This window comes from Streptomyces sp. NPDC004609 (assembly GCF_042873655.1).
In the GTDB taxonomy this organism is placed as follows: Bacteria; Actinomycetota; Actinomycetes; order Streptomycetales; family Streptomycetaceae; genus Streptomyces.
In genome coordinates this window covers 48,994-67,937 of record NZ_JBIALS010000040.1, presented here as the reverse complement: position 1 = coordinate 67,937, position 18,944 = coordinate 48,994, and the positions used below count along the sequence as shown (strand labels likewise).

The window sequence follows — 18,944 nt, the reverse complement described above, 5'->3', positions numbered from 1 at the left end:
GGGCTTCGGGTTTGGCGAGGGGGGCGCAGGCGTCTTCGAGGTCGAGGAAGACCTGGTCGGCGGGCAGGCCCTGGGCTTTTTCCAGGAAGCGGGGGACGACGCCGTTGTACGAGTACTGGTAGACGATGCGTTCACAGGCGGCGACCACCGCGTCGTACATACCGACGTCGACGAACCGCCCGCGTCCCGTGACCTCGCGTTCGCGCAGGGCCGCGAGGGCGCCCACGGCGGCGAACAGCCCGGGAATGGTGTCGCCGAGACCGGGACCGGTCTTCACGGGCGGGCCGCCCACCGGGCCGGTGATGCCGAGCAGCCCGCCCATGGCCTGGGAGACGATGTCGTAGCTGGGCCAGTCCTGGATCGGGCTGACGCCGGTCCGAGGGTCGCCGAAGCCGCGTACCGCCGTGTAGACCAGGCGCGGGTTGATCTCGGCGAGCTGTTCGTACCCGAGGCCGTACCGCTCCATGACGCCGGGCCGGAAGTTCTCCACCAGGATGTCCGCGCGGGCGGCCAGCGTACGGATCACGTCCGGGCCGCCGGGCTTGGTCAGATCGACGACCAGGCCCTGCTTGTTGCGGTTGACGCTCTGGAAATAGCCGCCGTACGCCTTGAGTTCGTCGCCGTCCGCGTACGGGCCCTGGTTACGGGTCATGTCGCCGAACGGCGGCTCCACCTTGAGCACGGTGGCGCCGAGATCCGCGAGGACCATGGTGCAGAAGGGGCCCGCGAGCATCCGGCTGAGGTCGAGCACGGTCAGCCCGGTCAGCGGGCCGCCCGCCCCGGCACCGGGCGCCTGCCCGGTGCCTCCTCCGGCCGTACGGTCGGCTGTGTGGTCGGCGGCCATGTCAGCGACCCAGCAGGGTGTCGGAGATGATCTTCATCTGGATCTCGGAGGTGCCCTCGAAGATCTTGGTGAGCCGGGCGTCGCGCCAGTGCCGTTCGACGGCGAAGTCCGTCGTGTAACCCGCGCCGCCGTGGATCTGGATGCCTTCGCTGGTGACGTGTTCGGCCATCTCCGTGGCGTGCAGTTTGACCATGGACGCCTGGAGGTTGGACGGCTGCCCGGCGTCGTAGTCGGTGCAGATACGGTGCAGCAGCGCGCGGGACGCCTCGATCCGGGTCGCCATGTCCGCGATCTTGAAACGGATGGCCTGCTTGTCGGCGATCGGCCGGCCGAACTGCACCCGCTGGGCGGCGTACGCGATCGAGTCCTCCAGCGCCCCCCGGGCGAGGCCGATGGCGCGGGCGGCGGTGTGGATACGGGCGATGACCAGGTCGCCCATCGCGACCCGGAACCCCTTGCCCTCCTCGCCGACGATCATCCCGGGCTCCACCCGGGCGCCCTCGAAGGACAGTTCCCAGGTCTTCCAGCCGTGGTAGCCGATCTTGCGCACGGGCGTACCGGTCACACCGTCGGGCAGTGTGCCGCGCTCCTTGGGCATCAGGAAGCAGGTGATGCCCCGGGAGCGGTGCTCGGGATCGAGCGGCCGGGTGCGGGCGAAGACCTGGAGGTAGTCGGAGCCGTCGGCGAAGGTGCACCACATCTTCTGCCCGGTGATACGCCAGCCGCCGTCGGCCTCCGGTTCCGCCCGGCAGCGCAGGTTCGCCACATCGGAGCCCGCCTCCGCCTCGGACAGGGCGAAGGCGCTCAGGAACTCGCCGCGCGCCATCCTCGGCAGATACGCGGCGCGCTGGCCGGCGTCGAAACCGTGGGCGAACTGCTGGCCCCGGGCGATCAGGCTGGCCACACTCATCCAGCCGCGGGCCAGCTCCTCGACCACCAGGGCGTACTCCGAGACACCGAGGCCGAGTCCGCCGTACTCCTCGGGAATGAGGATGCCGAAGAAGCCCAGCTCCGCCATTTTGTCGCGCAGTTCCATCGGGATCTCGCCCGCCACCGGGTCCAGCTCGTTCGCCACGGGCAGGACCTCCCTGGCGACGAACTCCCGTGCCATCGCCTGGATCGCGAGCCGGTCCTCGGTGAGGAAGGGGACGGTCGCCGGGGTGTCATTGCTTGTGGTCACCGGAGGATTCCTTGTCCGCCCGAGAGGGCCGGGTCACCGCGCCGGCGGACGGCGCGTGGTTCCGCTGGGGGTCGTGATGTCAGGGCCGCCGGGGCCGTGGTGGCGCTCGGCGTGGCCTGGGGTACGGGTACGGGTCGGTCGGTGGGTGTCGGCGGGCTCGGTGGGCTCGGTGGGCGATTCGGAGGTCAGTCGGTGACGTCGGGGGCGGTTGGTGGAGTGGCGGGGTGGGATGCGTGAGGTCCGTGGGGAGCCGGTGGAGTCCGGGTGCGGGCGGGGGCGCGTACGGGTGTGGCGTACGGGCGGGTGCGGGACCTCCCGGGAGCCGGGGGCAGCCGGGGCGAGGCGGCCCCGGTCCGGTCCGGGGTCAGTCCGTGAGCGCGGCGGTGATCTCCTGGGCCGTCGCGCGGACCCTGCTGCCCCACCAGGGCACCCGGCCCCGGTCGAAGCGGCTCTCCGGGACCGAGACGCCGACTCCGGCGACCGGCACCCCGGACCCGTTCACGACGGCCGCGCCCACAGCGCAGACGCCGGGCCGGTTCTGGCCCACGTTCACCGCGTATCCGTCGGCCCGCGCGTGCTCGATCGCGGCCCGGATCGACGCGGGCTCCACCACCGTCCGCTCGGTCAGCCGGGGCACCGGCACCGCGAGCACCCGTTCCACCTCCTCCTTGGGCAGCAGGGCGAGCAGGGCGATCCCGGCCGAGGTGACCGGCATCGGGGAGACGGCGCCCAGCCGGTTGAACGTCCGTACCGGCTGCTGGGAGTCCACTCGTTCGATCAGCACCATCCGGTGCTGCCCGTCCGGGACCTGGAGCGTCACGGTCTCGTCGGTGAGATCGCGCAGCTCCCGCATCGGTCCGAGCGCGGCCTCGCGCAGATCGCCCTGCCGGGAGGCCCGCCGGCCGAGGTCCTGCATCCGCGAGGTCAGTTCCCAGCGGGTGTACTCGACACCGACGGGACGGATCCAGCCCGCGTCGGCCAGCGCGCCCAGGGTCCGCTGTACGGTCGACTTCGGCAGTCCCGAGGCCCGGGACAGATCACCGACACCGACCGGCTGGTGCTCGGAGACCAGCCCAGCAGGTGCAATACCCGTTGCACACCCTGCATGTCCGTCCTCGGTTCCCCTTGGCTCCCCTCGGCGGCGGCTGCGGGGCCGGGCCGGGCCAGGCCCCGTGCGACCCATCCACCGGCACGCTATGCCGCAGAACGACATCAGTAAATCCTTGGGATACCTATGGCTCGCATAGGCAATCTCGATGTGCTGTCCGGCGTGCCGTGCGGCGGGCGGCCATCCGGGCCGACTCACCGCCCGCCCACCCCGCCCTTCCCGCCCTCGCGGGCCCGGCCGTGCGGGCCGCCGGAGCCGCTCCCTTCCCACCCGTCGGGCCGGCCACCCCGGGCCGGGCGGCTCCCGGGGCGACCTCGGGCCCGGCTCCTGTGGGCCGCCTCCCTCCGGGCATCGGCCTCCCCTTGGGATACCCGGCCTGTGATAGGTGTTGCCTGTGGACCGTCGCCATCTGGCTTACTTCATCGCGGTCGTCGAGGCCGGCAGCATCTCCGAGGCGGCGCGGCGCATGCACCTGAGCCAGCCCTCGGTCTCCCAGGCGGTCAAAGAGCTGGAGCGGGAGCTGCGCACGCCCCTCATCGAGCGCGGCCGCACCCTGACCCTGACGCCCGCGGGCCGCGCCCTGGTCGGCCCGGCCCGCCGGACGCTGCGCGCTTTCGACGGCGTACGGGCCGCGGTCGAACAGGTCGACCGCCTCACCACCGGCGTGCTGGATCTCGCGGTCGGACCGCTGCTCCGGGTCGACCCGGCGGTGCCTCTGATCACCCGGTTCAGCGAGCGCTACCCCGGGGTCCGGCTGCGCGTCCACGATGCCGCACCCGACGAGGACGGACTCGACAGTCTGCGCCGGGGCGAGGCGGAACTGCTGCTGCACAGCCACGCGGCGGCCTACCCCAAGTACCGTTCGATGCGTCTGCCGCTCACCGAGTCGTTCGCCGTGTTCCCGCCGGACACCGGGCCGCTCCCGGACGGGCCGCTGCGGCTCGCGGAGCTCGTCGGGCGCCGGGTGCTGATGGGGCTGGCCCAGCAGACCGAGCTGCGCGCGTGGTTCGCCGCCGAACTGGCCGCCCGTGAACTGCCCCCGCTCACCGTCGTGGTGGAGACCGCGCACCGGGACGCCATCGTTCCGCTCATTCTGGCCGGGGTCGGGGCTGCGGTGCTCCCCGAACCCGAGGCGCGGGCCGCCGAGCGGCTGGGCGCGATCGTGAAACCGCTCGACTTCACCGTGCCCCGCACCTGCTACCTCCTGCACCGGGGGGACCCGCTGTCCCCGGCCGCGCAGGCGTTCTTCGACCTGGCCCAGAGCGGGGCGGTGCCGGGCCGGGCACCCTCCGGCGGCGAGGTGACCGACGCTACGGACGACTCCCTTGAGTAAATGATTGTTTGCCGGTATTTCCTTGCCGTTGATCGGGGTAAGTTCCCTTTTGTCGTCATGAGAAGCTTGACATGTCTCAATCGCAGACGAAAAAGTAAACAGCGGATCTTTGCTTGGAAGCAGGATGCGGGGGCTGCGAGCGGCGGACACGCCCGTCGGCGCGGGTCCCGGCGAGAGGAGCCCCGTGAGCATCGAGATCACCGGCCGCGAGCAGTGGCAGGCGTGGCAGGACGGTGTCCTGCCCCCGGTGGAACGGGTGGCCGACGGGCTCTGGTCGATCCCCGTGCCGATCCCCGACAATCCGCTGCGCTACGTCCTGGTGTACGCCCTGGAGGCGGCCGACGGTCTGGTGCTCGTCGACGCCGGGTGGGACGCGGACGAGTCCTGGCTGGCGCTGACCCGGGGCATCGCCTCCTTCGGCTACGGCGCGGCGGACGTACGGACCGTCCTCGTGACCCACTTCCACGGTGACCATCTCGGGCTCGCGGGCCGGATCCGCGAGGCGTCCGGCGCCCGGGTGGCGATGCACTCCCTGGACGCGGCGGAACTGAAGTCCATACCCGCCAGCGTCGAGCTGTGGGCGGGGGTCATCGGCGATCAGATGCGCCGGCACGGCGTTCCGGAGGACATGGCGTGCTCGGCGGCCGGCGGCTTGGAGCTGGAGCGGCACTTCCGCCCGCCGCTGCCGGACCTCCTGCTGGAGGACGGCATGACGATCACCGCGGGCGGCCGGGAGCTGCGGGCCGTGTGGACGCCGGGGCACACCCCGGGGCACACCTGCTTCTACGAAGAGAGGCAGCGACTGCTGTTCTCCGGGGACCATGTGCTGCCGCGCATCACCCCGCAGATCGCGGTGATGCGTCAGGACCAGGGGGATCCGCTGTCCGCCTTCCTCCTGTCGCTGGAGCGGCTGGACCGGCTGTCCGTGGACGAGGTCCTGCCCGCGCACGAGTACCGCTTCCGCGGGCTGTCCCAGCGGGTCGCGGTGATGGCGGAACACCACGCCCAGCGGCTGAAGGAACTGCACTCCCTGCTGGGCGAGGTGCCCGGCGCCACCGCGTGGACGCTGGCCGGGCGGCTCGCCTGGTCCCGCCCCTGGGAGTCGTTCAGCGCCACCAACCGCCGCTTCGCGCTGGCGGAGACGCTGGCCCACCTCAGACTGCTGGAGATGCGGGGCGAGGCCCGCCGCGCCGAGGGTGCCCCGGTGAGCTGGCACCTGGCGGCCGCCGCCTGAGCCCGGTGCGTACGCGTGACGCACGCGTGCGCGTGCGGGTGCGGTTCGTCGGAGTGACGGGGTGCGCGGATCCGGCCGGGGCGGTGTCGCCCCGGCCCTCGTGTGTCCGGGTGCCGGGGCTCCGTACGGCTGCCGTGTTCTGTGCACGCACCCCTGCCCCTGCCCCTGCCCCTTCCCCTGCCCCGGCTCCGGCTCCGGGAGGCGCCCGGTGCGCCACGGAGCCGCGCCGAGCCCCCTTGGCCCCCTTCGCCCCGGGGCTCGTGCCTTCACCTGCGCCCCTGAAGTCGTCACCCCCTGCCCCTTCCCTGAGTCCCTGAATCCCCTCACGATCAGGCGCGGCGCCGGCCGGTCGGCCGACCCGCCAGGCGTACGGAGGGCGGGCCGGCCGCACCGGCCCCGCGGCGTACGCCGCCGCACGCCCCCTCTCCCGCAGCCCGGGCCCGCACGTCACCCGCCCGTCGAGGCGGTTGACTGCGGCGACGTGCGCGCCTAGGTTTGCTGCACTTTGGATCGTTCAATGAACCAATGTTCAAAGGTTCGGTTGTGGAGGTTCATCAGTGACTCGGCAGGCAGTGGTCGGCATCGACGCTGGCACGACCGCGGTCAAAGCCGTTGTCCTGGCCCCCGACGGGGAGCAGCTCGGCCGGGCGCGTGTGCCGTTGCGGGTCGCGCACCACGGTGACCGGGTGGAGCAGGACATGGACGAGGTGTGGTCCGCGGTCTGCGACACCGTGCGTTCGGCTGTGCGGCAGGCCGGTGACGGAGTGGAGATCGCGGCGGTGGGGGTCACCGGCCAGGGCGACGGCGCCTGGCTGGTGGACGCCGACGGACGGCCGTGCGGCCCCGCGGCGATCTGGATGGACGGCTCGGCCGCCGCGCGGGTCGCCGAGTGGGAGCGGGACGGCCGCGGCGCCCTCGTACGGGGTGTCACCGGCTCGTCCCTGTTCCCCGGGGCCCTGCCGGTGTTGCTGGAGCAGCTGGAGGAGGACCGTCCCGAACGGCTGGCCCGGGCGGTCCACCAGCTGAACTGCAAGGACTGGATCCGCTTCCGGCTGACGGGCGAGGTCGCCACCGACGCGTCCGAGGCGTCCCGCACCTATCTGGACGTGTCCACCGGGACCTACTCCGACGCCTTGATCGAGGCGCTGGGCCATCAGCGCTTCCGGCATCTGCTCGCACCCGTACGTCCGCCGGAGTCGGCGGCCGGCACGGTCGGGGCCGAGGCCGCGGATGCCACCGGGCTTCCCGTGGGCGTTCCGGTGGCCGCCGGACTCGTCGACGCCGCCGCCGCGGGAGTCGGGCTGGGCGCCGTCCTGCCCGGTGACGCCTATCTCATCGTCGGCACCACGGCCTTCGCCGCGACGGTCCGTCAGGAGAGCGGAGGCAGCACCGCCGAAGGACTGATCACGCTGGCGACCGGCCCGGGCGGGCCGGTCCTCGAATGCCTGGCCCCGATGGCGGGTGCGCCCAACCTGGACTGGGTCCGTTCGGTGACCGGGCAGCGGGACGGCGACTGGGCGGAGGTGGAGCGGCAGGCACGGGCCGCCGGGCCGGGTGCCGGTGGTGTCGTCTACCTCCCGTACGGCTCGCCGAACGGCGAACGCGCCCCGTTCGTCGACCGTGCGGCGTCCGCCTCCTGGATCGGCATGAGCGTCCGTACGACCCCGGGGCAGCTGCTGCGCTCCGTCTACGAGGGGATCGCGTTCACCGTGCGGGAGTGCCTCGGCGAACCGGCGGACGGGCGCGTGCTGCGGATCGCGGGCGGCTCGGCCTCCTCGGACCTGATGTGCCAGGTGCTCGCCGACATCACCGGACGGCCGGTGGCCCGCTCCGGCGCGCCCGAGCTGGGGGCCCGAGGAGTGGCCGCGCTGGCCATGGTGACCGGCGGGGTGACCGACGACCTCGGCACCGCGCTCGCCGCCCTGGCCGGTTCCGTGGCCACGTTCGCGCCCGACCCCGCCGTGCGGGACCTGCACGACCGGCAGGCGCGCGCCTTCGCCGCCGCCAGGGACGCGCTGCGGCCCGTGTGGCCGTCGCTGCGTGAACTGCGGTCGGCGACCGAGGGGTTGGCGTCCCCGCCCGCTTCCGCCGACCCCGGTTCCGGTTCCGGTCCGTCCGCGGTTTCCGGTACGTCCGCCGCTTCCGGTACCGCCGAGAGCGCGGGCGGCCCCGGCAGCGCGGGTACCGCCGACGCCGCCGGTACCTCCGCCGTTTCCGACACGTCCGTCGCTTCCGACAGCTCAGAGTCGGCGCCTGGCGCCGATGGATTGGAGTCCCTGTGACCAGTGCGTCGCCGCGTTCGCGGCTGCTCATCACCGCGCCGTTCGACCCGGTGGCCGCCGCACGGCTGGCCGACCTGTTCGACGTCGAGATCGTGGAGCCCTCCATGGAGGGTGCCACCCTCGCGAGGCCCGGGATCACCGACCGGCTCGCGGTGGCCGACGCGGTGGTCTGCGAGGTGGATCAGGTCGATCAGGCGGCCCTGGACGCGGCCCCCGCACTGAAGCTCGTGGTCACCTGCCGGGCCAGCCCGGTCAACGTCGACCTGCCCGCCTGCACCCGCCGGGGTATACCCGTCGCCACCACTCCGGCGCGCAACGCCGAGATCACCGCCGATCTCGCCTTTACGCTGATCCTGTCCACGGTCCGTCACACCGGCGCGTCCGAGCGGTGGATGCGGGCCGGGAACTGGTGCGCCGACGACGTCTTCGAGCCGTACGCCCGCTTCCGCGGGATCGGTCTGGGCGGACGGACCCTGGGCATCGTCGGCGGCGGCGCGATCGGGCGCCGGGTGATGCGGCGGGCGCTCGCCTTCGGCATGAAGGTGCTGGTGTACGACCCCTTCCTGGAGCCCGGCGCGCTCGGTGACGACGCGGACATCGTCGGCCTGGACGACCTGATGAGGCGCTCCGACGTCGTCACCGTGCATGTGCCGCTCAACGACTCGACCGTGGGGCTCATCGGCGCGCCGCAGATCGCCCTGATGCGTTCCGGTGCCTACTTCGTGAACGCCGGGCGGGCGGCCGTCGTCGAGGAAGAGGCGCTGATGGCAGCGCTGCGGGAGAAGCGGATCGCCGGGGCGGGGCTCGACGTCTTCTGGACCGAGCCGCCGCCGGCCGACTCCGAGCTGTTCCGGCTCGACAATGTGACGCTCACTCCGCATATCGGCGGGGCGTCCGACGACGTCGTCACCGAGCACTCCCGGATCGCGGAACGGGCCCTGCGGGCGTGGGCGACGGGGGAGCGGCCGGAGGCGGTGGCCAACGGGGAGGTGTTCACCACGGTGTGACGTGGGGCGGGGGCGGGTGGGGCCGGTGGCCCCGGCGGGGGCTTGGTGCGGATGCCCCTGCGGCGGTGCGGGCCGCCTGCCGGGGGCTCTGCCCCCGGGCCCCCGCGCCTCAATCGCCGGCGGGGCTGGTTTTTGTGCTCCCGCGCCTCCGAAGCATGGCGGGTTGCTTGTCGCGCGGCCTCAGGAGGCGGCGGTGGTGGAATGTGCCCCCGCGCCTCGATCCGCTGGCGGTGCTGGTCTTGTGTCCCCGCTCCTCAAGGCGGGTGGGGACGGGTTTATGCTCCGCCGCCTCACCAGCAGCCGGTGGGGGTGGATTTGTGTCCCCGCGCTCGATCGCCGGCGAGGCTGGTTTCTTGTGTTCCCGCGTCTCCGAGGGCTGGCGAGGCTGGTTGCTTGTGGCCCGTCGGGTACTGACTGTGGGCGGGCCCCCGTGTGAACGGGGGCCCGCCCAGTGGTGTTGGTGTGGTCAGGCGTGGTGGAGGGAGGACAGGGCCTCCGGGGGGAACGTCGCGGTCGTGTTGCCCAGGGTGAGGGCGCGGTAGGTCGCGATCGCCGCCTCCTCCAGGTTCATGGCGCGGCGGAAGGCCATGCCGATGTCCTTGCCGAGGGAGGAGCAGCCGTGGTGGGAGAGGACCATGCAGTCGTGGTCACGAGCCTGCTCGGCGGAGGCGTCGGCGAGTTCGTCCGAGCCGTTGGGGTGGTAGGGGACGGTGCCGACGGAGCGTACGTAGTAGGCGTGGTCGAGCGTTATGAGCCGGATGCGTTCCCCGACCGCGTCGAGGAGGACGGCGTGCTGGGGGTGGAGGTGGACCACGCAGTTGACGTCGGGGCGGACCTGGTAGGTGCGCTGGTGGAGTTTCCACTCGCTGGACGGCCTGGCCGCGCCCCCGGTCCGCTCACCGGCCAGGTTCATCACGGTGAAGTCGGCGGGCTCCAGGCGGTCCAGCCAGGTTCCCGCGCCCGTGACCACGAACTCGTCGCCGCCGGGCAGCCGGGCCGACAGGTTTCCCCCGCTGGCGAGGACCAGTCCGCGTTCCACGGCGGTCCGGCCGACCTCGGCCAGCCGTTCGCACAGATCCTCCCGGGTATGAACCGGCTTCACATCGTGTCCTTTCGTCCGAATGCCCGCATGCTCATGAAGGCGCTCAAGGGGTGCTGCCGCCGGCGCTCGCCAGCAGCTCCTCGGCGGTGGTGACATCGGTCACCAGTACGTTGATCAGGCCCTGGCGCATCGCGACCTCCAGCGCCTGCCGCTTGGAGGCGCCGCGGGCCACACCGATACGGACGGGCACCGCCCGCAGCTGCCGGAGGCTCGGGCCGATCAGGCGTTCGTCCACCTCGCCGGGCACGGCGGCGCCGTCCGCGTCGAAGAAGCGGCCGGAGAGGTCGCCCACGGCTCCCCGCTCGCGGATGCCGTCCAGTTCGGCGGGGCTGAGGCTCTGGACCAGGAGGCCGGCGTTCACACTCGTACCGCCGATGCCCGCGATCAGCACATCCGCCGATACGGCCCGCTCCAGCGTCTCCTGGACGGCGGGGTCCTCGCGCCACACCTGTGCCGCCTGCGGATTGCGCGCCAGCAGGGGCGCGGGCAGCTGATAGGCGTGCCCGTCCACGGCGGCGGCGAAGGCGAGGGCCAGTTCGAGCGAGCCGCCCGCCCGGGAGACACCGCCCCGGCTGCCGGTGAGCGGGACGAAGCTCAGGTCCCGGGCCGCGGGCCGGCGCAGATGCCCGGGAATCGCGGCGACCGACCCCGACAGGCCCACGGCGACGGTCGTGCCGTCCTCCAGGAAGGTGGCGACACACTCGGCGGCCACCGCCCCCAGGGAGTTCAGGGCCCGCGTCCCGTCCTCGAACGCCGGGCCCACCCACGCCTGCCGCAGCGGGTAGGCGTCCGCCAGGGCCGACTCCAGGCCCACGAACAGATGGTCGTCGCTGTGCACCGTGATCTCCACGATGCCGACGCGCCGGGCCTCCGCCAGCAGCCGGGTGACCTTGATCCGGGAGAGCCCGCACAGGTCGGCGATCTCCTGGTGGGTCAGACCGTGCTCGTAGTACAACCGCGCGATCTTGCCCAGGGGCGGTTGCTTCTGACCATTTGTTCTCTCCATTGATCCTCCGTTCGGATCCTGCCCCTCGTTCCGTCCGCCGGTCAAGGGGCGGTGAACGGGAGCGCGGACCCCTGCCCGCCCCGGGCGGCTCCCGCGGCGGCCCCGTAACGGGTACCCGGCCGAGGCTTGACAGCCGAGGGGTGGCCACTCATATTACATGCACTTTGGTTCGATTGTTGATCAGATGTTCACGCGTCTGCTGTGTACGCCGGAGGACACATGACCACCTCGCCTCGTCCCACGGGCGAAGCCGCCGCGCCCCGCCCCGGATTCCTCGAACGGCAGGGGATCGTCCGGCCGCTCGCCTTCGGCTATCTCGCCGTCATGCTCTTCATGGTCGGCGACGGCATCGAAGTCGGCTTCCTCTCCCCCTACCTGGAGTCACGGGGCCTCGCGGGCAGTGAGGTCGCCCTGCTGTGGACGGTGTACGGCTTCGTGGTCGCCGTCGCCGCCTGGCTCTCCGGCGCCCTCGCCGAGGCATGGGGCCCCCGCCGGGTCATGCTGCTGGGCCTCGGGATCTGGGCCGTCTTCGAGGTCCTCTTCCTGACCGTCGGCGTGGCCGCGGGGAACTATCCGCTGATGCTCCTCACCTTCGGCATCCGCGGGCTGGGCTACCCCTTCTTCGCGTACGGATTCCTGGTCTGGATCGCCATGGAGACCCCGGAGAACAAGCTCAGCCGTGCCGTCAGCTGGTACTGGTTCGCCTCCACCATGGGCCTCGGCGTCATCAGCTCCTACTTCGCCGGCGCGGTCATCCCCCTCATCGGTGAGATGGCCACCCTCTGGCTCTCGCTCGCCTTCGTCGCCGCGGGCGGCCTTCTGATCGTCTTCCTCGTCCGTGCCCGTGCCGTCACCGGCCCCCCGGCGTCGACGAAGGAGTCCGTGGCGAAGATGCTCAACGCGCTCACCATCGTCAAGACGCACCCCCGGGTGGGCGTCGGCGGCGTGGTCCGCCTGATCAACACCCTGTCCTTCTACGCCTTCGTCGTGTTCCTGACGACCCATATGGTCAACGACGTCGGCTTCTCCACCGCCCAGTGGCAGACCATCTGGGGCACGATGCTCCTGGCCAACGTCGCCGCGAATCTGCTGTCCGGCTATGTGGCGGACTGGATCGGCAGCGTCAACACGGTCGCCTGGGCGGGCGGACTCGGCTGTTTCGTGACCGTGCTGGCCCTGTACTACGTGCCCGAGGCGGTCGGCCCCGGCTTCGGTATCACCCTGGCCGTCGCCATCGTGTACGGCCTGGCGCTGGGAGCGTTCGTCCCCCTGTCCGCGATCATGCCGATGCTCGCCCCGCGTCACGTGGCCGCCGCGGTCGCCATCCTCAACCTGGGTGCCGGTCTCAGCCAGTTCGCCGGCTCGGCCATCGCCGGTCTGGTCGGCCCGCTCGGCATCGAGGGCACGGTCTGGGTCCTCGCCTCCGTCTACCTCCTCGGTCTGGTCCTCACCTTCTTCCTGAAGGAGCCGGACTCCGGAGCCACCACCGGCCCCGGCCCCGGAGCCGTACCGGAGCCCCTGACGCCCGCGACGGCGGGCAGCACCCGCCCGGCCTCCGAACGGGCGACAACCGGCTGACCCCCAAGCCGCCCAGGCCCCCCGGGTCCGCCGGAACCTCACGGCCACGGAACCGTACGGGCGCGGGCGCACGGCACGACCTGCCGCGCCCCCGCGCCCGTACCCATGCACCTCGTACACCCGCCGCGCCCGTACCCGCTCCCCTTCGCCGTCCGGGGAGACCGGCGCCGCCGTGTCAGCCGCGGACCAGGACGTCCCGCGCGATGTCCGCCAGCACCACCGGCTCGTCCGCGCCCGCGAACCCCAGATGCAGTTCCCTGCGGGCCCGGGTGGCCAGCACGTAGTACGCCATCCGCAGCCCCGCCGACGTGGGATCCGCCGCCGCGTCCGTCTCCGTGTCCGGAACGACGACCGTGTCGAAGCCCAGCCCCTTGGCGCTGGCCCGGTGGACGACGACCGGCCCGGGCCGGGACAGATCGAGCGTCCGGTATCTGCCGTGGGTCGCCTGCGCGGTGTACATCTGCGGCTTCAGCTCCGGAGCCCGCCGCTCCAGGCGGGTGATGAGCTCGAACTGCGTACGCGTCGAGTTCACGACGACCCCGACGCTGTGCCCCGGCCGCTCCCGCACCAGGGAGACCAGCAGCTCGGTCACGGCTTCGGGACCCGCCAGCCGGTGCAGCCGGGGACGCGGCCCGATCCGCTCGGGCAGCGCGGGAGGCGCGGCCCCCGTGTGGAAGTGGGCGGCCAGCTCGGCGATCTGACGCGTATTGCGGTGATTGCCGCCGAGGCCGTGCCGGGCGCACACGCCGAGACCCCGTTCGATCTCCGCCAGGGTCGACTGGGTGTCGGTGAGCCGCTGGCACTCGTCGGCGAACACGGTCACCCCCACCCCGAGCAGCCGGCACAGCCGGTAGAAGGCCGGCGGCAGATCCTGCCCCTCGTCGACGACCAGGCTCAGCCCGCCGGGGGACTCGCCGAGGGCCGCCCGCTCGTAGAACGCCGGCCAGTCGTACCAGCCGTCGTCGGCCCGCGGGGCGCCCTCGCCGTACCAGCCGGCGAGCCAGGAGTGGGCCGTCGCCACCGTCACCCCCGCGTCCTCGGAGCCCAGCGCCTCCACCAGCGGCGCGAGGGACTGGCGCAGCAGATTGGACCGGGTGAGCAGGACGGTCGGGGTGCCGGTGAGCGCCGTCATCAGCGCGCGCTGGGCGGCCAGCAGGCTCTTGCCGCTCCCCGGGGGCCCGTCCACCAGATGGTTCCCGGTGAAGGGGAGCGCGTCGAGCAGATTCCGCTGGGCGGGGGTGAGGTCGAGATACGTCAGGGTCATGGCGCGGTTCCCTCCCGTACGGCCGCGGCGCGCGCCTCGGCGACGAGGGACTCGAAGTACCCGGGAACACCCGCGCCGCCCACCACGAGAACACGGTCCAGCAGGGTGTTGCCCGTCTCGCAGCTCGTCTCCGGGAGCAGGGCGCAGGCATGGCAGGCGGCCCGGTTGAGATTGCCGAAGCCCTGCCCGGAGTGCTCCGAGCAGAGCGGGTCCGCCGAGCACCAGGCCGCGGCCTCGGTCATCCGCAGCAGGGTCTCCGCCAGCCGGGGCGGCTCGCCCTGCTGGACGAGCCCGCCGAGGGTGCCCTCGGCATCGCCCGCGGCCGTGTAGACGAGGATGCCGTACTGGTCGTGCCCGGGCCGGGCGTAGACGCGTTCACGCAGGCTCGCCGTGGTGTAGCCGGACTCGAACGAGAGCTGGCGCACCAGGAGATGGGCGAGGGTGTGCAGGAGGACGAAGCGGGGCGAGAGCTCCTCGCCCGTCAGCGCCTGGAGGCGGTCCTTCTGGAAAGAGCGGTCCAGGTCGCCGGCCATCGCGGCCACCCGGGCCCGCACCCGCGCGTTCCGCTCCCACGCCGTCAGCGCGCCGTGGTCCAGCGTGAGGAACATCCCCTCGCCGTAGACCTCCACCGCGGGCAGCCAGCGCAGCCTGCCGGAGGTGTCGGCCGGGACCACGGCCGCGTCCGGGGAGACCCGGGTGAAGCCCGACAGCGCCCGGACCTCGCGCAGCCGGTCGGCGAGCACGACCCGGCCGGTGAGCCGGCGCAGCCCCGCCCAGGGCCCGGCCGTCTCCGCGTCGAGCCCGAGCCCCGACTCCCGCAGACTGAAGTCCCGGGTGAGGGGAGGGTCGGGGGCCATGAACGCCGCCCACTCCTCGACGCTCAGATCCGGGCGCACCGGCCCCGTCGCGGCAGCCGCCTCCCCGGCGCCCGCCGGAGCGCTCGTCCCGGTCTCCTCCGCGAGCAGCGCGTCGAGCAGGGCGTCGTCCGCCCCGGTGTCCTCCTGGATCATCTGCCGGAACACACCGGCGCGGGGCGTCCCGGCGACCCGGCACAGCGGCACCCAGAAGTCGCTGGCGCGTACGCGCTCCGCCAGTGCCTCGTCGGCGGGCGCGGGCAGCCCGCTCTCCGGGATCGACAGCGCCGAGTGCACCAGCGGGTAGTACAGATTGCCCGCCGTGCGCTGGACCACCTGCACGGGCCTCGCGCAGTCGGCGGCCTCGGCGAGCCGCTGCCACGGATTCCGCCCGGAGCAGCGCATGCCGTGGGTCCCGAGCACGTCCAGCAGATCCCGGGAGGCGCCGCAGCCCGGTGCCGTACAGCCGACGGACAGCGCCTCCAGACCGGCCGCCCGCTCGGAGACCCGGAAGCGCAGCCTCTCGCGCGAGCCGCACGCCTGCCGCGCCGCCGCGTCCCGCCGGGCATGGGCCCAGAACCACCAGTCGACGTCACCGAGATGGCCCGCCGCGCAGATCTGCACGAACCGCATGGGGGTGAGCCGGCGGACGGGCGAGCAGGACGGACAGCGCGGCGGAGTGCCGGGCTTCTCGTCCGTGATGCGCCAGCGGACCATCCGGCGGCAGGAGCCGCAGAACAGCCAGGCCGGGAAGCGGATGTACGGCGCTCCCGGCGCGTCGGGGCGGTCGTAGCGGTCGTTGAGGGTGGCGGGCGCCGAGTAGAAGCCGCTCACCCCGAGCCGCGAGGCCAGCCGGGGCGAGTCGACGGGCAGGCGCGCCCTCGGCCAGTCGCCGATGCCCGTCGCGACGAACGACTCGCCCTGGATGTCGAAGACCGCGCCCACACCGAACGGCACCACCGTCTGCGCCTGGCGCACCCGCAGAGTCCGGTTCACTGATCGGCTCCCTTCACCGTGACCTGGCACTCCCGGTCCACACTGCGCATCGAGTGCGGGGTCTCCCACAGACCGCCGTACTGCTCGTAGTTCTTCAGCAGATGGTGCTGGCCCTTGCCCTGGCTGCGGTAGTACAGCTCCTTGCCCTCCCGGCGGGCGTCCCGCGCGGCCTGCTCCCAGGACGCCAGCAGCTCGGCCACCTCGGCGCGCACGGCGTCGGCGGCCCGCGGATCACCGGCCGCCGCCCGGCGCACCAGCAGGCCGGCCGCCGCCCGCGCCTCGGGCATCAGATCCGGCAGATCCCCCGCCCGGTTCTCGGCGGCGAGGCCCAGCCGGTGGCGTACGAGGACGACCAGCGCGGCGTGCAGGGCCCGGCGGCGCGAGGGCACCGACCAGGGGGTGACGCTGGTCGGCTCGACATGCCGGTACAGGGCCTGGTGGTAGGCGCCGAAGGTCTCGTAGTGCGAACGGTCCCGCGGACGGGTGGCGTTGAAGAACGCCACCACCAGCCCCGGCACCCGGTGGCGGCCCACCCGGCTGGTCGCCTGGATGTACTCGGCGGTCGTCTTGGGCTGCCCCTGCATCAGCATCAGCGCCAGCCGCTTCACATCGACCCCGACCGACAGCATGTTGGTGCAGGGCAGGAAGGACACGGCCCCGGGATCCGTCCAGGGCTTCTCCAGCCGGTCCAGCAGCAGCGGCTGCTCGGCACGCGCCAGATTGCTGGTCAGCTCCTGCACCTCGTGGTCGGCCAGCGGGCGGCTGCCCCTGCCGGTGTCGAGCCCGGCGAGCTGGGCCGGGATGTCGTCGGCGGCCGCGGTGACGGTACGGCCCAGCTCCCGCAGGCTGTGGTGGTACGCCACCAGGGTCCAGTACGCGTCCCGGTGCTCCTCGGGCAGCTCCCACGCGCCCTGGAGCATCGCCGCCGCCGTGGCCACGGCCGCGCGGCCCGCCGTGTGCCCCTGCGCCATCACCCCCAGATAGCGGCGGCCCGGACGGGAGGTGTCGGGTTCGGCGAAGTACGAGTGGCGGGCGTCGAGCCCCGCGGGCGGGAAGAGCTGCACCTCGGTGCCGTACAGGGCCCGGACCTGCTCACCGGATCTGCGGATCGTCGCCGTGGACGCCACCACCTTGGGGCCGACGCCGTCGCCGGTCTCGCACAGGCTCAGGATCGCCGACTCGTACAGTCCCACGGTGGTGCCGAGCGGGCCCGTCAGCAGATGCAGCTCGTCCTGGATGACGAGCGACGGCGGCCGGTTGCCCGTACCGAGCCCGAACAGCCGCCCCGCCCGGCCCTCCCACGCGAGCCGGGCGAACTTGTCGACCGTGCCGAGGACGAAGGTCGGCGGCCGGTCGTACAGCTGCTGGTCGACGACCGCCACGGGCAGTCCGTCGTGGAACGCGCAGGCGTCACGGGGGCAGAAGAAGCCGAAGGAGTCGGCCCCGGCCCGGATCCCGTAGTCACCGATGTCCGCCGAACGGCGCTCCGGCAGGACACGGGTCCCGCACCACGGACAGCGGTCGAGGATGAACACGTCCTCCGGCCGGGCCGCCGCGCGCACCTCGCCGAAGGCCGTCACGGCCGCCTCGTACGAGTTGGGCGAGGTGGCCTCGCCGACCCACAGCCCGATCGAGAACGGTTCGTCGCCGTAGCGCTCGGGCTCGGCGCGCCGCAGCGTCTCCAGCGCGCACACCGTGGTCGCGGCCCGCTGGAACTGCTGGGTGGTCAGCAGACTGAGCGTGTAGCGGCTCAGCACCGCCGTACCGCCGCCGTCGTGCTCGTAGCGGCGCAGCACCATCACGAACGCCGCCAGCAGCAGATACGCCTCCGTCTTGCCGCCGCCGGTGGGGAACCAGATCAGATCCGCCCGCTCCCGGTCCGGGTGGCTCGGATCGGCCACCCCGTCCAGCGCGAGCAGGAAGAACGCCAGCTGGAACGGGCGCCAGGAGGCGTCGGGGTCGGGTGCGGGATCGCTCTGCGCCGGATCGCGCCGCGTACGCCGTTCACCGGCCTGGTCCCGGGCCGAGTGCCGCATCTGGAGGGCCATGGCGAGCTGGGCGGCCCGGAATGCCTCCAGCAGTTCGGGGCGCCCGGGGTCGCACAGGGTGGCCACCCCGGACTCCATCCGGATCAGCGCCGCCTCGATCCGGCCGAGCACCCGGTCGGCGGCCTGCCGCCCCCACGGCGGCACCTCGGTCCGCCGCTGCGCCTCGTACCAGAGGCGGTAGTCTGCCGTGAACGCCTCCAGTTCCCCGCGCAGTTCGTCCACGGGCAGGGCGGGGTCGGCCAGATGGAGGACGTTCAGGACGGGGGCACCGGTGAGTCCCGCCGCGCGGGTCGCCGGGACTTCGGCCTCCGGCAGTACGGCCGCACTGAGCGCGGTGACCGCCCCGCTCTCGTCCGTGAGCTCCTCCACCGCACAGCCGTGACCGACGGCGTACGTCCTGACATGGCGGTACTGGAGGCGCAGCTCCTGCTCCTCCGGGTCGCGGCTCGCCAGCCGGACGCTGGGGTACTCCCGGACCGTGCCGTTCAGCGGCCGCGCGCCCAGCGTGACCTGGAACAGCGTCTTGCCCCACTGGTCGGCGCGGCCGAGCGCGGGCTCGGTACGGGCCGCGTTCACCAGGGCGACGGTGACCAGGCTGCCCTCCCCGAGGGGACGGCGGCGCAGCCGGATCTCGGCCCGGCCCTCCAGGACGGTGATCAGGTCCCGGCCGGGCCCGAGCCGGTGGATCTCGTCGTGCAGGGGGAGCCGCCGCCAGCGCCTGCCGTGGGTGCCGTCGGCGGGCAGCGTGCGGTAGTGGGCACCGCCGCAGGTGACCTCGATCTCCTCGGCGTCGGTGTAGAAGCTGAAGCCGAGGGAGGAGGGGAGCCAGGCGTTGGACTCGGGTACGGGATCGTCCGCCGGGCGGGTGTCGGCGGCGGTGCCCTCGGTGCCGGGACCGTCCGGTTCCTCGGCGGCGAGTGCCAACTGCCGCTGGAGATCGGCCTCCTGGGCGTAGAGGGTGCCCAGGAGATACTCACGGTCGGGCGGAGCCGCGAGGATCTCGTCCTCGCCGTGGGCGGGGCCGACGAGCCGGCGCCGCAGATGGTCGACGAGTTCTTGCCTGGGGTCCATGGGTTCCTCGGAGGTACGTGAGGGTCGCGCGCGGGCG

At 73.0% G+C, this 18,944-nt stretch carries 13 protein-coding genes; 5 read left to right on the top strand and 8 right to left on the bottom strand.

Annotated elements, in window-relative coordinates:
• From ACFYT4_RS30350 to ACFYT4_RS30340, 3 genes are all read right to left on the bottom strand, one after another.
• The coding region (locus ACFYT4_RS30350; protein WP_389276052.1) for a CoA transferase at positions 1-844 on the bottom strand (844 nt) is incomplete at its 3' end.
• A gap of 1 nt (position 845) precedes the next feature.
• Positions 846-2,024 (bottom strand): acyl-CoA dehydrogenase family protein, encoded by a 1,179-nt coding sequence (locus ACFYT4_RS30345; RefSeq protein WP_389276049.1) that lies wholly within the window; start codon positions 2,022-2,024, stop codon positions 846-848.
• A gap of 364 nt (positions 2,025-2,388) precedes the next feature.
• A complete protein-coding gene (locus ACFYT4_RS30340; protein ID WP_389276046.1) occupies positions 2,389-3,207 on the bottom strand; it encodes an IclR family transcriptional regulator in 819 nt (272 codons plus the stop codon).
• Positions 3,208-3,526: 319 nt separating this feature from the next.
• On the opposite strand from ACFYT4_RS30340, the gene ACFYT4_RS30335 reads away from it, so the two are divergent.
• The 4 genes from ACFYT4_RS30335 (at position 3,527) to ACFYT4_RS30320 (ending at position 8,988) form a co-directional block, all read left to right on the top strand.
• Positions 3,527-4,465: a LysR family transcriptional regulator gene (locus tag ACFYT4_RS30335; RefSeq protein WP_389276043.1), complete on the top strand. Its 939-nt coding sequence runs from the start codon at positions 3,527-3,529 to the stop codon at positions 4,463-4,465.
• Between the two features lie 184 nt (positions 4,466-4,649).
• The gene (locus ACFYT4_RS30330; protein ID WP_389276040.1) at positions 4,650-5,699 is read left to right on the top strand and encodes an MBL fold metallo-hydrolase; all 1,050 of its coding nucleotides are present in this window, start codon (positions 4,650-4,652) and stop codon (positions 5,697-5,699) included.
• A 557-nt stretch (positions 5,700-6,256) separates the two neighbouring features.
• A complete protein-coding gene (locus ACFYT4_RS30325) occupies positions 6,257-7,981 on the top strand; it encodes an FGGY family carbohydrate kinase (protein ID WP_389276037.1) in 1,725 nt (574 codons plus the stop codon).
• A complete protein-coding gene (locus ACFYT4_RS30320; RefSeq protein WP_389276034.1) occupies positions 7,978-8,988 on the top strand; it encodes an NAD(P)-dependent oxidoreductase in 1,011 nt (336 codons plus the stop codon). Before ACFYT4_RS30325 ends, ACFYT4_RS30320 begins: the two co-directional genes overlap by 4 nt.
• A 466-nt stretch (positions 8,989-9,454) precedes the next feature.
• Here ACFYT4_RS30320 and ACFYT4_RS30315 read toward each other — a convergent pair whose 3' ends face one another.
• Together ACFYT4_RS30315 and ACFYT4_RS30310 are read right to left on the bottom strand one after the other, a co-directional pair.
• Positions 9,455-10,090, bottom strand: coding sequence for a class II aldolase/adducin family protein (locus ACFYT4_RS30315; RefSeq protein WP_389276031.1), 636 nt, complete (start codon positions 10,088-10,090; stop codon positions 9,455-9,457).
• A gap of 43 nt (positions 10,091-10,133) precedes the next feature.
• Complete coding sequence (locus ACFYT4_RS30310; protein ID WP_389276028.1) at positions 10,134-11,096, bottom strand: sugar-binding transcriptional regulator; 963 nt, start codon at positions 11,094-11,096, stop codon at positions 10,134-10,136.
• Between the two features lie 219 nt (positions 11,097-11,315).
• Here ACFYT4_RS30310 and ACFYT4_RS30305 point away from each other — a divergent pair, with 219 nt between their 5' ends.
• Entirely contained in the window at positions 11,316-12,674 is a 1,359-nt protein-coding gene (locus ACFYT4_RS30305; protein WP_389276025.1) for an MFS transporter, read from the top strand.
• Between the two features lie 175 nt (positions 12,675-12,849).
• On the opposite strand, the gene ACFYT4_RS30300 is transcribed toward ACFYT4_RS30305, so the two are convergent.
• Genes ACFYT4_RS30300 through ACFYT4_RS30290 form a run of 3 tightly spaced genes read right to left on the bottom strand, consistent with a single transcriptional unit; the run spans position 12,850 to position 18,907 of the window.
• Positions 12,850-13,938: a DNA helicase gene (locus tag ACFYT4_RS30300; RefSeq protein ID WP_389276022.1), complete on the bottom strand. Its 1,089-nt coding sequence runs from the start codon at positions 13,936-13,938 to the stop codon at positions 12,850-12,852.
• On the bottom strand, positions 13,935-15,788 hold the full coding sequence (gene drmB, locus ACFYT4_RS30295) for a DrmB family protein (RefSeq protein WP_389276018.1): 1,854 nt from the start codon (positions 15,786-15,788) through the stop codon (positions 13,935-13,937). Before drmB ends, ACFYT4_RS30300 begins: the two co-directional genes overlap by 4 nt.
• Entirely contained in the window at positions 15,785-18,907 is a 3,123-nt protein-coding gene (locus ACFYT4_RS30290; RefSeq protein ID WP_389276015.1) for a helicase-related protein, read from the bottom strand. The genes drmB and ACFYT4_RS30290 overlap by 4 nt, the downstream gene beginning before the upstream one ends.
• Between the last annotated feature and the right edge of the window lie 37 nt (positions 18,908-18,944).

Coding starts and splice junctions, on each gene's coding strand:
- ACFYT4_RS30310 (WP_389276028.1), bottom strand. CDS start 11,096: ATGGAGAGAACAAATGGTCAGAAGCAACCGCCCCTGGGCAAGATCGCG.
- ACFYT4_RS30305 (WP_389276025.1), top strand. CDS start 11,316: ATGACCACCTCGCCTCGTCCCACGGGCGAAGCCGCCGCGCCCCGCCCC.
- ACFYT4_RS30290 (WP_389276015.1), bottom strand. CDS start 18,907: ATGGACCCCAGGCAAGAACTCGTCGACCATCTGCGGCGCCGGCTCGTC.
- ACFYT4_RS30300 (WP_389276022.1), bottom strand. CDS start 13,938: ATGACCCTGACGTATCTCGACCTCACCCCCGCCCAGCGGAATCTGCTC.
- ACFYT4_RS30340 (WP_389276046.1), bottom strand. CDS start 3,207: ATGGGTCGCACGGGGCCTGGCCCGGCCCGGCCCCGCAGCCGCCGCCGA.